The organism is Pseudomonas sp. SIMBA_068 (assembly GCF_046534705.1).
In the GTDB taxonomy this organism is placed as follows: domain Bacteria; phylum Pseudomonadota; class Gammaproteobacteria; order Pseudomonadales; family Pseudomonadaceae; genus Aquipseudomonas; species Aquipseudomonas putida.
Genome location: NZ_JAWRYI010000007.1, coordinates 25446 through 38852 on the forward strand (window position 1 = coordinate 25446; position 13407 = coordinate 38852).

Genomic DNA, 13407 nt, shown 5'->3' on the forward strand with positions numbered 1-13407 from the left:
CCTGATGCGGGTCGCACGCTCTGTGGGACAGCGGTCTGGTGCTGCTTGATCTGGCCTCATCGCCGGCAAGCCAGCACCCACAGGTACAGCGTCAGCTTAGCGCTGCATCAGGGGTATCCCCCGCCGCCTCTGCTTCCATCTTCAAGCGGTCTGCCTTGCAGATGTACTTGGGCTTGCGCGGCGCCAGTTTGGCATTGGCTTTTTTGGCATGCGCGTCCAATAGCTGCTTGATCTTCTTACGACGGTTCATAGTCCACAGGGCCTGTCAGTGCGGTTTTGCTGACCACATCATACCTGTGCGGCCTGCGCATTGCGCCAGTAAACATGGCGCTGGGGTACCCGCCGGCCCCTATTCCTCGCCACCTTGACGTTATTTTCACACGCCGCAGATTAGCGTCACGCCCTTTCAGGTCACGGGCACATCCGCTGGCCTCCAAGGTACGACGAGGCATACGTGTCACACACTACATCCCCCGCCGCGCACACGCGCGTGGACTGGGCCGGCCTGGGCTGGCTGCTGCTGTTCTTCTGGTACTTCTCCGGCGTCACCCAGGCGTTGCTGTTGTTCAGCGGCACTACCGGCTTTGCCGGTTTTCGCGATGCGTTCTTCCTCAGTAGCCTGTGGCTGGCCCCGGTGCTGCTGCTGCCCCGCTTCACCCGCGCCACGGCGGCCGTCATCGGCCTGGTGCTTTGGGCTGCATCGCTGGTGGGCTTGAGCTACTTCGGCATTTATCGCCAGGAGTTCTCGCAAAGCGTCATCTTCGTGATGTTCGAGTCCAACACCGCTGAAGCCGGTGAGTACTTCAGCCAGTACTTCAGCGTGTGGCTGGGCTTGGCGCTGCTGCTGTACACGCTGGTGGCGCTGCTGCTGTGGAAGCGCCTGCGCCCGGTAAGCCTGCCCCTGCGCAGCCGCCTGCCGGTGGTGGCCCTGTTGCTGGTCGCCAACCTGGTGTACCCGTTCTACAAACAGATGGTGACGCAGGAGCGCAACTTCGCCGATGCCGCCGAAAAAGTGCAGCAGCGCATGGAGCCCGCAGTGCCCTGGCAACTGCTGGTCGGCTACCGTCAGTACCTTCAGCAACTGGACAACATGCAGAAGTTACTGGCGCAGAACGCCGCGTTGCCGCCCCTGCAAAACCTGAGTGACAGCAGCGGTACGGCGCCACGCACGCTGGTGCTGGTGCTGGGCGAGTCCACGACCCGCGAGCACATGCACCTGTATGGCTACAACCGCGACACCACGCCCAACCTCGACGCGCTGGCCGCCAGCGACAAGGGGCTGACGGTGTTCCGCGACGTGGTATCGCCGCGCCCGTACACCATCGAAGTGATGCAGCAGATCCTCACCTTTGGCAACGAGCAGAACCCGGACCGTTTCCTAACCGACCCGTCACTGATCAACCTGATGAAACAGGCAGGCTACAAGACCTTCTGGATCACCAACCAGCAGACCATGACCAAGCGCAACACCATGCTGACCACGTTCTCGCAGCAGACCGACGCGCCGGTATACCTGAACAACCAGCGCAACCAGAACGCCAGCCAGTACGATGACGTGGTGCTGGCGCCGTTCGAGAAGGCCCTGCAAGACCCTGCGCCGAACAAGTTCATCATCGTGCACCTGCTGGGCACGCACATGGACTATCGCTTTCGCTACCCGAACGACTACGCGCACTTCACCGACAGCCAGGGCGTACCGAAAGAGCTGACGCCAGACCAGGTAGAAACCTACAACTTCTACGACAACGCGGTGCGCTACAACGACTACGTGGTATCGAGCCTGATCAAGCGTTACTCGGCCGGCAGCCCCAATGGCTTCCTGCTGTACCTGTCCGACCATGGCGAAGACGTGTACAGCTCCGGCAACCACGACCGCCTGGGGCGCAACGAAGGCGCGCCGACCCGGCCGATGTACACCATCCCGTTCCTGCTGTGGACCTCGCCCAGCTGGCAGGCCGAGCACCCACGTGATTTGCAGGCCATGGCCAACCGCCCTTACAGCAGCTCGCACCTGATCCATACCCTGTCCGACCTGGCCGGGCTGAGCTATGACCGCTTCGAGCCGGCCAAGAGCCTGGTGAGCCCGCAATTCGTGGTGGCACCGCGCTGGATTGGCGACCCGTACCGCAAGGATGGCTTGCGCGAGTTCGACCACCTGCCGTTGGACAAGCCCGAGCGGGTGCAGGAAACAGCCAGTAATCGCCAGTAGATCGCCACGTGTAGGAGCAGCCTTGTGCTGCGAACAGGCCAGTATTGGAGGCATACGGATGTGTGGCCTGTACCGGCCGCTTCGCAGCACAAGGCTGCTCCTACCAGAATCGCGATAGGCCGTAGGCCGCATAAATTAAATTTAAATTGATTTTAAATTAGCCAACGCTTCCTCGACCTCAGCGACCTGCAACGCATCACCCAAGGCAGCCAGACACCGAACGAAAAGCTGCGCGTGCTGGTGGAACTGGTGGTGCACAAGGCCACCCAGGCTCGGGACAACTGGCATTTGCGGGTACTGGCCGCAGAAATCCTCGCCCCCAGCCCTCACGGCCAGGCGCATCTGCAGGCCGCCGCGCCACTGCGCCTGTCACTGCTCAAGGGGTTGTTCAGCGAGGTCAGCACCATCCCCGTCGACGAACCGGCCCTGACCCGCTGCATCCTGTGCGTCACGGCGCCGTGGGCAATGCTGCTGATCGGCCCGCGCGGCGGCTCCGGGGCGCTGCACGAGATTCTGCAGATGCCCAGCGAGGCCGTTGCAGCGCAGCTTTACCGCTTTGCCCTTGCAGGCCTGCAAGACGCTGGCCAGCAGCATGCCCAGGCCAACGCCACCCCCAGCTGAGGTAAGCACCGTGCAACCTGTATCCACTGATACCCCCCCCGCCGCAACGGACGCGCAAACCTCCATTCCACTGCTGCTGGCAGCGCTGATGCTGGTGATGTTCCTGGCCGCCCTCGACCAGACCATCGTCTCGACCGCACTGCCAACCATCGTCAGCGACCTCGGTGGGCTGCGCTGGCTGTCGTGGGTGGTCACCGCCTACCTGCTGGCCTCCACGGTAGTGGTACCGCTGTATGGCAAGTTCGGTGACCAGTTCGGCCGCAAGCGTGTGCTGCAGGTGGCCATCGTCCTGTTCCTGCTGGGCTCGGCCTTGTGTGGCGCAGCACAGGACATGGCCCAGCTGATCGCCTTCCGCACCCTGCAAGGGCTGGGTGGCGGCGGCTTGATGGTGGTAGCGATGGCCGCCATCGGTGATGTCATCCCGCCTGCCGAACGTGGCCGCTACCAGGGCCTGTTCGGTGGCGTGTTCGGCCTGGCCACCGTGGTAGGGCCGCTGATCGGCGGTTTTCTGGTCGAGCAGCTGTCGTGGCACTGGATCTTCTACATCAACCTGCCCCTGGGCCTGCTGGCGCTGCTGGTGATCGGCAGCGTGTTCCGCCCGCACGTGGCTTTGGTACGGCATACGGTGGACTACATCGGCGCGTTTTTCCTTACCGTGGCATTGGCTGCCTTGGTGCTCATCACCAGCCTCGGCGGCAGCCTGCTGGCGTGGCAGTCGCTGGACATGTTGTGCCTTTCGCTGTTCGCCTTGATCGGCCTGGTCGGCTTCGTCCTGGAACAACGCCGCGCCGTCGAGCCAATCATGCCGCTGCACCTGTTCCGTCACCGGACCTTCGTGCTTGCCGGGCTGATCGGTTTCATCGTCGGGGTGTCGCTGTTCGGCGCCGTCACCTTCCTGCCGTTGTACATGCAGGTAGTGAAGAACGCCACGCCCACCAGCGCCGGGCTGCAGATGCTGCCGCTGATGGGTGGCCTGCTGGTAGTGTCGGCGATTACCGGGCGACTGATCAGCCGCTGGGGGCGTTACCGAGTGTTCCCGATCCTCGGCACCCTGCTGCAAGTCATTGCCCTGGGCTTGCTCAGCCGGCTGGAGCTGGACACCCCCATGGCGCTGATGAACCTGTACATGGGCTTGCTGGGTGCCGGCCTGGGGATGGTCATGCAGGTGCTGATCCTGGCTGTGCAGAACAGCGTCGAGTTACGCCACATGGGCGTGGCGACTTCCGGGGCCACGTTGTTCCGCTCGATTGGCGGCGCCATCGGGGTGTCGCTGTTCGGCGCTTTGTTCTCTCAGAGCTTGCTGGGCGGCCTGGACAGTGACTTCGCCGCCAGTGCCGGGGGTGCCGCGAGCCTTTCGCCGGCCGCCGTGCATGCCCTGCCCACTGCCCTGCAGCACAGTTACCTGCAGGCGTTTTCCGGGGCAATGCATGGTGTGTTCCTGCTGGCCGGGGTGATCACCAGCGTGGCTTTCGCACTGTCCTGGCTGCTGCGCGAGGTGCCGCTGCGCAAGGCCACGCAGGCGTGAACACAGGTCGACAGGCCTTCAGGCAGATGGCGAGCAGCGACCCCGAGCGGCACTGCCCCGCACTGCCTCGGCCAGTTTGCGCAGGTTGGCCTGGTGCGCATTTACCAAGCTGGTAATGCTGTTGTCAGCCGCAGTCTGCACCGAGGTGCGGCAGGTCAGCTCAGCCTGCCCCACCAGCTTCAGGCGCCACACGGCTTCCAGCGAGGCATAGCGCCCCGGCACCGTATCGAAGCGCTGTACGTCCACCCGCACTGCCGCCTTGGCGTCACCCGCCGGCCCACCCAGCTGGTCCTGCAAGGCGCTGCGAAACTCATCCACCAGGTTGGCACCCCACCATTCCGTCTCCAGAATGGCCAGGCCACTCTGCCCTTGCCGCACCACCAGTTGCGGGCGGTCCACCTGGGGCGGCACGACCACCCGGGTCACCCGGATGTGCTGCCCGCTGTCACGCATCGGCTCGTTCGGCACCAGCGTGTGGTAGTTGTTCGGCGTACTGCTGCAGCCCCCGAGCCACACCAGCAGGCTGGCCACACACACATTGCGCAGTCGTTGCATCGGCTGTCTCCTCAGGGTTCAAGCTCTGCGGCCCCGGCCGCTTTCGGCCGCCCGCGAATCAGCGACTCGGGGTGCCGGCCCAGGTAGTCGGCAAGGTCGCGCAGCGACCGCGACATGCGCTCCAGTTCGTCCAGTGTTTCGCCCATCCGCTCGCGCTGCGGGGAGTCCTCGGAAATGGCCGCATTGGCCGTGCGCAGGGTCTTGTGCACTTCATCCAGCGCCACTTTCACATCCGGCAGCGTCTGGCCATTGAACTGTTTCAGGCTGGCGCGCAGCTCACGCAGGCTACCGTCCAGGTTGCTGGCGATGCTTTCCAGAGGCAACTTGGCAATGCGCTCGACCACCCGTTGCAGCTGCTCCTGCAACTGCTCCAGGCTGCCCGGCAATGTGGGGATGGTGATGGGGTTGGCGGCCATGTCGAAGGCCACCTTGGGGGTATCCGGGTAAAAGTCCAGGGATATGAACATCTGCCCGGTGATCAGGTTGCCGCTACGCGCCTGGGCCCGCAGCCCATGCTCGACAAAGGTGCCGATCAGCCGCCGCGCCCCATCCACATCGCCCTCGGTGTGCTTGAACACCGCCAGCATCTTGCGGTGCACCGGCCCCAGCCGCTGCGGGTAGACCACCGCATCGACCACCACCGGGAAGGACTGCCGCTCGGCATCGTAGTCAAGCTTGATCGAGGTGACCCGGCCAAACTCCACGCCCTTGAACTCCACCGGCGCACCCACCGACAGGCCGCGCATGGCCTGGTCGAAGCGCAGCTGCAGGTATTGCGCCTGGCCATTGGGCGGGGCCAAGGCGGAGTCTCGGTCGGCAAACAGCTGGAAGCGGGCCTGATCGGCAGCAGGCTCGGCCTGCGGGGCAAAATCGGGCGAACCAAAGGCCAACCCGCCCACCAGGATCGATGACAGCGATTCGGTATCGACCTTCAGGCCGTTGGCGCCAATCTGCATGTCGACGCCACTGGCATTCCAGAAGCGGCTATCAGCGGTGACGAAACTGTCGTAGGGGGCCTGCACGAACACGCCAATCTCCACCCCCTTGCCATCGTCTTGCAGGGCAAAGGACACCACCTCACCGACCGGGATCTTGCGGTAGTAGATCGACGAGCCGACATCCAGCGAACCCAGGTCACTGGCGGTGAGGAAGAAGCGCTTGCCCTTTTCGTCGAAGGTAATAGGTGGCGGCAGTTCCAGGCCGACAAAGGTCTTTTCCGGTACTTTCGATTCGCCGGAATCGGCCCCGATGAAACTGCCTGACAGCAACGTATCCACCCCAGAAATCCCGCCCATGCCGATGCGCGGGCGCACTACCCAGAAGCGCGCGCCCTGAGCGGCAAACGCGCGGGCATCATCGGTCAACTGCACCTTGGCGACCACACTTTTCTTGTCATCAGCCAGGTCCACCGTAGTGACTTCGCCAATCACCACGCTGCGGTACTTGACCTGGGTCTTACCCGCCACCAGCCCTTCCCCGGAGTGGAAGGAAATGGCAATGACCGGGCCCTGCTGCATCCAGTTGCGCACCACCAGCGAAGCGCCAATCAGGATTGCCAGGATCGGCACGATCCACACCAGCGACACACTCCAGCGCCGGGTGCGTACCTCAACCTGCCCCGCGCCTTCGCGCTCGTCAGTCTGCTGCCCCATCAGTGCGGCCTCCCCTCGTTGGCATGGCTATCCCAGATCAGGCGTGGATCGAAGCTCATCGCAGAAAGCATGGTCAGCACCACCACCAGGCCGAAGAACAGGATGCCCACCCGCGGCTCGATGGTGCCCAGCCCGCGCAGTTGCACCAGCGCCGCCACCAGCGCCACCACCATGACATCGAGCATCGACCAATACCCGATCAGCTCGACAAGGCGGTACAGCTGCGAGCGCTGCCGGCAGGCCCAGGTGGAACGGTGCTGGACGGTGAACAGCAGCAGGCCGAGCGAGAAGAACTTGATCGCTGGCACCCCCACGCTGGCAATGAAGATGATCAGCGCGATGTCCCAGGCGCCGGCCTCCCAGAACTCCAGCACACCACCGCCAATGGTGCTTTCGCTGCCACTGCCAAGCATTTCGGTGTGCATCACCGGCAGCAGGTTGGCAGGAATGTAGAACACCAGCGCCGCCAGCAGAAACGCCCAACCCCGAGCGATGGCGTTGGCCTTGCGCCGGTGAATGGCGGCGCCGCAGCGTGTGCAGATGTCTGCACTGCTGCTCAGGTCACAGGCCTGACCGCAGCCATGGCACAGGCACAGCCCCAGCTGGTCGGCGTTGGCCGGGTAATTCATACCTGCACCCACAGGTCGCGAATATCCTTACCGGCGATATGGATAATCAGCATGCTCAGCGCGGCCAGGGCCAGCAGGCCGATACCGGGGATAACATCGAGCAGCCCGGCCAGCTTGATCACCGCCACCATCGCCCCCAGCAGGCACACCTCCAGCATGCTCCACGGCCGCAGGCTTTCCAGGCCGCGCATGCACAGGGCAAAACCGGGGGCACGCTGGCCGGCCAGGGCAAAACTCAACACCCAGCACAACAGGGCAATCTGCAGCACCGGCGCAAAGATGATCGACAGCGCCATGACCAGGGCGATGAAAGTGATGCTGCCGTGGCTGAGGATCTGCACCGCATCCCATAACGTTGCCGAATGGGTGAGGCCCTGCATACCGATGGTCATCACCGGGTAGGCATTGGCGAACACCAGCAGGATGCCGCCGGTTACACTCAAGGCCAGCCGCTGCTCGATGGTCAAAGACGTATGCCGGTACAGCACCCCGCCACAGCGCTGGCAAAGGGCGCGCTGGTGCTTGAGCAAAGGCGCACGCTGGTACACCGTGTCGCAGTACTCACAGATGATCAGATCCTGGGGCTGGGTCATGGCGTGTCCACGGTTAGCCCGACGTGAGGGTCACATGCAATGGCGAACTCTGTTATCCGGTGTAGACCATGCAGACAAATACGCCATCCCTAACCGATGACGGACTATCCTGTGAAACGGGCTTTCTGCCCGGTGGAGGTGTGCCATGCGTACGTTCACGTGGAGTTACCTGCTGGTGCTGCTGTGTGCCGCATCCGCAGCCCAGGCGCAGTCGGTAGTGCCGCTCAAGGGCCAGAGCAGCCAGCAGATGCAACTGGACATCAACGATTGCAATACCGTCGCTACCAACGCCGCGAACAGCACCGCGACGTCCAGCGAAGCCCATGTCGGTGGCCGGGTGCGTGGGGCAGCAGCAGGCGCCGCCGCCGGTGCCGTGGGCGCGCAAGTGCGCGGCAACCAGCACGAGGAGCTGTATGACCGGACCAGTGACGATGCCAAACAGCAATACCGGCAGAACCGTGCCAGCGAAACGGCCGCCGCCGGTGCAGCGGTAGGCGGCATGCGCCAGCGTCAGGACCGGCGCCAGGATCGGCGCAGCGAAGGCGAGGCCAAAACCCAGGCCCATGCCAGTGCCTACAGCGGTTGCCTGCAAGGGCGCGGCTATCAGATCAATCCTTGATCAGCGGGCACGCCATGCCCCTAGATGTACAGCATGGCGTGCCGCTTTCAGAATTTCGCCAGTTCTTCCCGGCAAAACTCCACAAACAACTGTGCAGGCTTGGTCAGTTGCACCCGCTTCAACCACGCCGCCGCCAGCCCCGACAGCGCCACCGGCTCGGCGATATCCAGCAGGGCCAGGCGCTGGCCGTCGTAGGTGTATTCCGAATGCGGTCGGGTCACCAGCAGCGAAAAACCGAAACCCTGCCCGACCATGCCCCGCACCATCTCGATCGACGGCGAGCTGAAGACGATGTTCGGCGTCAAACCCATCTCGTTGAACAGGCTGACGAAGTAGGTGCGGCTGGGAGCCACGTCCAGCAGGATCATCGGCTCCGGGCACAGGTCACGCAGCGATACCTGGGCCTGGCCGGCAAAGCGGTGGTTTTCTGGCAGCAGCACGTAAGGTTTTTGCGGCGGCATCAGCGGCTCAGCTTCGATGGTGCCGTCCAGGTCATGATCGTAGAGAAACGCCAGGTCGAACGTTCCGGCCGTCAAGCCCTGGATCAGCTCCTGCTGCTCGCCGTCGCGCAGGCGGATATCCACGCCTGGGTAACGCTGGCGGAAGGCGGCGATCAGGCGCGGCAGATACAACGGTGCCACGGTTTCGAAACAGCCGATGTCGATCTGCCCGGCGACGGTGTCGTTGTCAGCCAGGGCGTTCTGCTCGAACTCGTGGGCCATCTGCAGCAGCGATCGGGTCTTGGCGTAGAAACGCTTGCCGCTGGGCGTCAGCGACACACCCTGAGCATGGTGGCGAATGAACAGCTGCACGCCGAAACTTTCTTCCAGGCTCTTGATGGCCGTGGAAATGGACGGCTGGGCGATGTACAGCTGGCGAGAAGCCTCGGCAACGCTACCGGCCTCCACGGTGGTGACGAAGTACTTGAGTTGTCGCAGGGTATAGGCAGCCACGGGCACCTCTTTGACGCCGGTCTGGGCGCGCAGGGATCATGCCTGACACTTTAACCCCGCTCGCTGGCGGACGGGGGCCGGGTGATGAAGGATTTACCTATGGCTTGAGCAGTTTTTTTGTAGAGCGATGGCCCGAGCCCGGCAACAGCTGCTGGCCAAATACTCCCGAACGTCTTTACTGATACCCAACGGCCTCAGCATTACGGTGTACGCCTATGAAGATCGTGGTCACCAGCATTCTCGTCGACGACCAGGCCAAGGCCCTGGCCTTCTACCACTACGTACTCGGTTTCGAGCCCAGGCACGACATCCCCATGGGCCGGCACCGCTGGCTGACGCTGACCTCCCCCAACGATCCCAACGGCGTCGAGCTGTTGCTGGAACCCGACGCGCACCCAGCGTCCAAGGTGTACAAAGCCGCGCTCAAGCAGGATGGCATCCCCGCCACCTCGTTTGGCGTGCGCGATATACAGGCCGAATACACCCGCCTTTGCGCGGCGGGCGTGCAGTTCACCCAGCCGCCCACCGACATTGGCCCCGTCACCGTGGCCGTGTTCGATGACACCTGTGGCAACCTGATCCAGATCGCCCAGAAACACAGACAGCCCCACGCGCACCAATAAGGAAAACAGATGCGCCACGAATTCAGCGAAGTACTCAACGACCTGGTCGATTACTTTCTGCTTGGCGATATCCAGTTGCTCGAACGTTTCAAGCAGGAGCATGAGCTACCGGACGACCTCGCCTACGCCTTCACCCATGGTGACAGCGGCGACAAGGCGGTACGCGAAGGCGTCGTGCTGCCGCTGGCCGGGGTCGACAACCTGCCCTACCGCATTCTGTTCACCCTCGATGGCCATACCCCGGCCCTGCGCGAAGCTGGCAGCCGCCTGAAGCACCGGCGTAATGGTTATGTTTTGCGGGTCGAGCACGGTGCGCTGATGCTGTACACCTGGCGCATCCTGCAGCACTTCACGCCCAAGACCCTGGGTGACCTGATTGCCCGCTACCAGGTGCCGGGGCGGCCGATCATCGAGCTGGACAATGGCTGGTATGACGTGGAGGTACTGGCGGGGGCGCTGGTGCGCGACGGGTTGTACGAGCCAGCGTTCGAGTTCGTGCTGAAGAAGCGCTGGAGCCGGGGTGAGGCCGCGCAGGTGGATACCGGGTATGCCTTTGGCCTGCGCGGCTACTTCGATTGATTAATGGGCTGTACCGGCCTCTTCGCGGGCTCGCCCGCTCCCACAGGTACAACACAAGCCGTGAAATCTGTGTTGTATCTGTGGGAGCGGGCGAGCCCGCGAAGAGGCCAGCACAGCTGCCCCATCAGTTGATATCCCGGTCCTTGGTCTCGGGCAGGAACAGGATCCCCAGCACCGCCGTCATTACCGCGATCACAATCGGGTACCACAAGCCGTAATAGATATCCCCAGTCGCCGCCACCATGGCAAACGCCACCGTCGGCAGGAAGCCGCCGAACCAGCCATTACCGATGTGGTAAGGCAGCGACATCGAGGTGTAGCGGATACGCGCCGGGAATAGTTCGACCAGCCAGGCAGCAATCGGGCCGTAGACCATGGTCACGTAGATCACCAAAATGGTCAGCAGCAACAGCACCATCGGGTAGTGAATCTTCGCCGGGTCGGCCTTTTCCGGGTAGCCGGCTTCTTTCAACGCACCACTCAAGGTGGCGGTAAACGCCTCACTCTGCATCTTGAAGTCCGCTGCGGCCATGCTGCTGCCTTCAAAGCTCGGCAGCACCCGCTCACCAATGCGAATCTGCGCCACGCTGCCAGGTTCGGCCGCCTGGTTGGTGTAGGGAATGGCGCGCTTGGCAAGCAGGCTCTTGGCGATGTCGCAGGAGCTGGTGAATTTGGCCTTGCCCACCGGGTCGAACTGGAACGCGCACTGGCCAGGGTCAGCCACTACCACGACCGGGTTCTGCTCCTGGGCGACGAACACGTCCGGGTTGCCGTACTCGGTCAGCGCCTTGAAGATCGGGAAATAGGTCAGCGCAGCGATGATGCAGCCGGCCATGATGATCTTCTTGCGGCCAATGCGGTCGGACAGGCTACCGAAGATGATGAAGAACGGCGTGCCGATCAGCAACGAGCCGGCAATCAGCAGGTTGGCCGTCTGCGGCTCGATCTTGAGCATCTGCAACAGGAAGAACAGTGCATAGAACTGCCCGGTGTACCAGACCACGGCCTGCCCGGCGGTGCCGCCCAGCAGCGACATGATCACCACCTTGAGGTTTTCCCAGCGGGCGAACGACTCGGTCAGCGGTGCCTTGGATGCCTTGCCCTCGGCCTTCATCTTCAGGAACACCGGCGACTCGTTGAGCTGCATGCGGATGTACACCGAAATCGCCAGCAGCAGGATCGACAGCAGGAACGGCACGCGCCAGCCCCAGGCCTCGAACACCTCAGTACCCATGACCGTGCGGCAGCTCATGATCACCAGCAGCGACAGGAACAGCCCCAACGTGGCGGTGGTCTGAATCCAGGCGGTGAAAAAGCCGCGACGGCCCTTGGGCGCATGCTCGGCCACATAGGTGGCCGCGCCGCCGTACTCCCCCCCCAGGGCCAGGCCCTGCAGCAACCGCAAGGTGATCAGGATGACCGGCGCGGCCACGCCGATCGCGCTGTAGCTCGGGAGCAGGCCCACCAGTGCGGTAGACAGGCCCATGATCACAATAGTGATAAGGAACGTATGCTTGCGCCCGATCATGTCACCCAGGCGGCCGAACACGATTGCCCCGAACGGCCGTACGGCAAAACCGGCAGCAAAGGCCAGCAAGGCGAAGATGAACGAGGTGGTTTCATTGACACCGGCAAAGAAGTGCTTGGCGATGATCGCGGCGAGGGAGCCGTACAGGTAGAAGTCGTACCATTCGAACACCGTGCCCAGGGATGAGGCGAAGATGACCTTGCGCTCCTCCTTGGTGATACCGCGTTGGGGCGCGCTACTGCCCGTGGATGCGCTGTCGAGAACCGCCATGGGTTGCCTCCGTCATGTCGTCATACAGGCCGGAGTACCTCACAACCACTTCACCGTCGCACCCAGGCCCTGGGGCTTGCTTTGGTTGCGCGAAGCACGACGAGGCGGGCCGCCTCGGATCGCAGCAAGGTAAATGAAGCATAATCGGGATTGCCGGGATATCCACCCGCCTGGCCATACACAAGAGGGCGGCATGAACGATACGGCATCACCGGGTGGGCTGCCAATGACAGTGCTGCGGCAATGAAACCAATGAAGAACAGTGGGGCGTAGAGGGTGCGCATGCAGAAGCTGTAGCGGCACATCACGGACTTTTGTGGGAGCGCCAGCCGTCAAGACCGACTATGTCCGCAAAGGCATCACCGCAAACTGCCCGGATGCGCGTCCGAACGGCCAAAGCCCAAGCGGTCGTAGGCGATTACCCGGTGCCCGGTGGCTTGCGCCAACTGCGCTGGGAAGTCGCGCCACAACGCCACACACCCCCAGCGAATCATGCAGCAGGACAATGGGCGCCCCCTGTGCCTGCAACGGCGTCCAATCCTGGGCGAACAACTTGCCTTGCGCGGTGTCGATCCAGTGCTCGCGCATGTGCAGGTCGCTCATACCGCCTCCGCTACCGGCCCCTTCAACTCGACCTGGTTGCCATCCGGGTCGTAGCAGTAAAGCGACGGACCCTCGCCTTCAGCGCCATAACGCTTTTCTGCCGGCTCCACTTTTACCCCGGCGGCTTCCAGGTAGGCGATCAAGGCGGCCTCGTCGAACGGCTCGATACGCAGACAGAAATGGTGCAGGTTGCGCCCTTCCACCCCCGGCGCCGCCCCGCCTGGCCGCCCCAGCGGGCCGTCCAGGGTCACCAGGTCGATCATCGCCGTGCCCGTGGCCAGGTGCACCATGCCCAGGTCTTCGCGCACGCGGCTGACATGGCAACCGAGCAGCTCGGTGTAGAAGGCAACACTGCGCGGCAGGTCGCTGACCCGCAGAACAAGATGATCTATGTGCTTGATAGCGAACGGTCGCATACCGGGCTCCTTGTGCCGTGAGTGCGAATAGT

At 63.2% G+C, this 13407-nt stretch carries 14 protein-coding genes and 1 pseudogene; 6 read left to right on the top strand and 9 right to left on the bottom strand.

Annotated features, from left to right (window positions below; translation table 11 throughout):
* Positions 1–91: 91 nt before the first annotated feature.
* Positions 92–250, bottom strand: a complete 159-nt coding sequence (locus SB756_RS17010; RefSeq protein ID WP_341798307.1) for a DUF2986 domain-containing protein — start codon at positions 248–250, stop codon at positions 92–94.
* Between the two features lie 204 nt (positions 251–454).
* On the opposite strand from SB756_RS17010, the gene SB756_RS17015 reads away from it, so the two are divergent.
* The 3 genes from SB756_RS17015 (at position 455) to SB756_RS17025 (ending at position 4355) form a co-directional block, all read left to right on the top strand.
* A complete protein-coding gene (locus tag SB756_RS17015; RefSeq protein WP_410911196.1) occupies positions 455–2209 on the top strand; it encodes a phosphoethanolamine transferase CptA in 1755 nt (584 codons plus the stop codon).
* Between the two features lie 234 nt (positions 2210–2443).
* Complete coding sequence (locus SB756_RS17020) at positions 2444–2830, top strand: hypothetical protein (protein WP_410911197.1); 387 nt, start codon at positions 2444–2446, stop codon at positions 2828–2830.
* 10 nt (positions 2831–2840) lie between these two features.
* Positions 2841–4355: an MDR family MFS transporter gene (locus SB756_RS17025; RefSeq protein ID WP_410911198.1), complete on the top strand. Its 1515-nt coding sequence runs from the start codon at positions 2841–2843 to the stop codon at positions 4353–4355.
* An 18-nt stretch (positions 4356–4373) separates the two neighbouring features.
* On the opposite strand, the gene SB756_RS17030 is transcribed toward SB756_RS17025, so the two are convergent.
* From SB756_RS17030 to SB756_RS17045, 4 genes are read right to left on the bottom strand one after another with little or no spacing between them, the layout of a single operon-like run.
* Entirely contained in the window at positions 4374–4910 is a 537-nt protein-coding gene (locus SB756_RS17030) for a membrane integrity-associated transporter subunit PqiC (RefSeq protein WP_341798303.1), read from the bottom strand.
* A gap of 11 nt (positions 4911–4921) precedes the next feature.
* A complete protein-coding gene (locus tag SB756_RS17035) occupies positions 4922–6562 on the bottom strand; it encodes an intermembrane transport protein PqiB (RefSeq protein ID WP_341798302.1) in 1641 nt (546 codons plus the stop codon).
* Positions 6562–7191: a paraquat-inducible protein A gene (locus SB756_RS17040; RefSeq protein WP_410911199.1), complete on the bottom strand. Its 630-nt coding sequence runs from the start codon at positions 7189–7191 to the stop codon at positions 6562–6564. Before SB756_RS17040 ends, SB756_RS17035 begins: the two co-directional genes overlap by 1 nt.
* Positions 7188–7784: a paraquat-inducible protein A gene (locus SB756_RS17045; protein ID WP_341798300.1), complete on the bottom strand. Its 597-nt coding sequence runs from the start codon at positions 7782–7784 to the stop codon at positions 7188–7190. Before SB756_RS17045 ends, SB756_RS17040 begins: the two co-directional genes overlap by 4 nt.
* A gap of 145 nt (positions 7785–7929) precedes the next feature.
* Between SB756_RS17045 and SB756_RS17050 the strand changes: the two genes are divergently transcribed.
* On the top strand, positions 7930–8403 hold the full coding sequence (locus tag SB756_RS17050; protein WP_341798299.1) for a hypothetical protein: 474 nt from the start codon (positions 7930–7932) through the stop codon (positions 8401–8403).
* 47 nt (positions 8404–8450) lie between these two features.
* Here SB756_RS17050 and SB756_RS17055 read toward each other — a convergent pair whose 3' ends face one another.
* Positions 8451–9356, bottom strand: coding sequence for a LysR family transcriptional regulator (locus SB756_RS17055; RefSeq protein ID WP_016500346.1), 906 nt, complete (start codon positions 9354–9356; stop codon positions 8451–8453).
* Between the two features lie 215 nt (positions 9357–9571).
* On the opposite strand from SB756_RS17055, the gene SB756_RS17060 reads away from it, so the two are divergent.
* The gene (locus SB756_RS17060; protein ID WP_063422911.1) at positions 9572–9979 is read left to right on the top strand and encodes a VOC family protein; all 408 of its coding nucleotides are present in this window, start codon (positions 9572–9574) and stop codon (positions 9977–9979) included.
* Between the two features lie 9 nt (positions 9980–9988).
* On the top strand, positions 9989–10558 hold the full coding sequence (locus SB756_RS17065) for a hypothetical protein (protein ID WP_341798298.1): 570 nt from the start codon (positions 9989–9991) through the stop codon (positions 10556–10558).
* A gap of 124 nt (positions 10559–10682) precedes the next feature.
* Here SB756_RS17065 and SB756_RS17070 read toward each other — a convergent pair whose 3' ends face one another.
* From SB756_RS17070 to SB756_RS17080, 3 genes and pseudogenes are all read right to left on the bottom strand, one after another.
* Positions 10683–12356 (bottom strand): MFS transporter, encoded by a 1674-nt coding sequence (locus tag SB756_RS17070; RefSeq protein WP_341798297.1) that lies wholly within the window; start codon positions 12354–12356, stop codon positions 10683–10685.
* A gap of 365 nt (positions 12357–12721) precedes the next feature.
* Positions 12722–12959, bottom strand: a pseudogene (locus SB756_RS17075) (alpha/beta fold hydrolase); the annotation flags it as partial.
* The gene (locus tag SB756_RS17080) at positions 12956–13375 is read right to left on the bottom strand and encodes a VOC family protein (RefSeq protein WP_410911200.1); all 420 of its coding nucleotides are present in this window, start codon (positions 13373–13375) and stop codon (positions 12956–12958) included. The gene SB756_RS17080 and the pseudogene SB756_RS17075, both read right to left, overlap by 4 nt.
* Positions 13376–13407: the final 32 nt, after the last annotated feature.

Coding starts and splice junctions, on each gene's coding strand:
- SB756_RS17030 (WP_341798303.1), bottom strand. CDS start 4,910: ATGCAACGACTGCGCAATGTGTGTGTGGCCAGCCTGCTGGTGTGGCTC.
- SB756_RS17040 (WP_410911199.1), bottom strand. CDS start 7,191: ATGAATTACCCGGCCAACGCCGACCAGCTGGGGCTGTGCCTGTGCCAT.
- SB756_RS17080 (WP_410911200.1), bottom strand. CDS start 13,375: ATGCGACCGTTCGCTATCAAGCACATAGATCATCTTGTTCTGCGGGTC.
- SB756_RS17050 (WP_341798299.1), top strand. CDS start 7,930: ATGCGTACGTTCACGTGGAGTTACCTGCTGGTGCTGCTGTGTGCCGCA.
- SB756_RS17065 (WP_341798298.1), top strand. CDS start 9,989: ATGCGCCACGAATTCAGCGAAGTACTCAACGACCTGGTCGATTACTTT.
- SB756_RS17070 (WP_341798297.1), bottom strand. CDS start 12,356: ATGGCGGTTCTCGACAGCGCATCCACGGGCAGTAGCGCGCCCCAACGC.
- SB756_RS17045 (WP_341798300.1), bottom strand. CDS start 7,784: ATGACCCAGCCCCAGGATCTGATCATCTGTGAGTACTGCGACACGGTG.
- SB756_RS17035 (WP_341798302.1), bottom strand. CDS start 6,562: ATGGGGCAGCAGACTGACGAGCGCGAAGGCGCGGGGCAGGTTGAGGTA.
- SB756_RS17010 (WP_341798307.1), bottom strand. CDS start 250: ATGAACCGTCGTAAGAAGATCAAGCAGCTATTGGACGCGCATGCCAAA.
- SB756_RS17060 (WP_063422911.1), top strand. CDS start 9,572: ATGAAGATCGTGGTCACCAGCATTCTCGTCGACGACCAGGCCAAGGCC.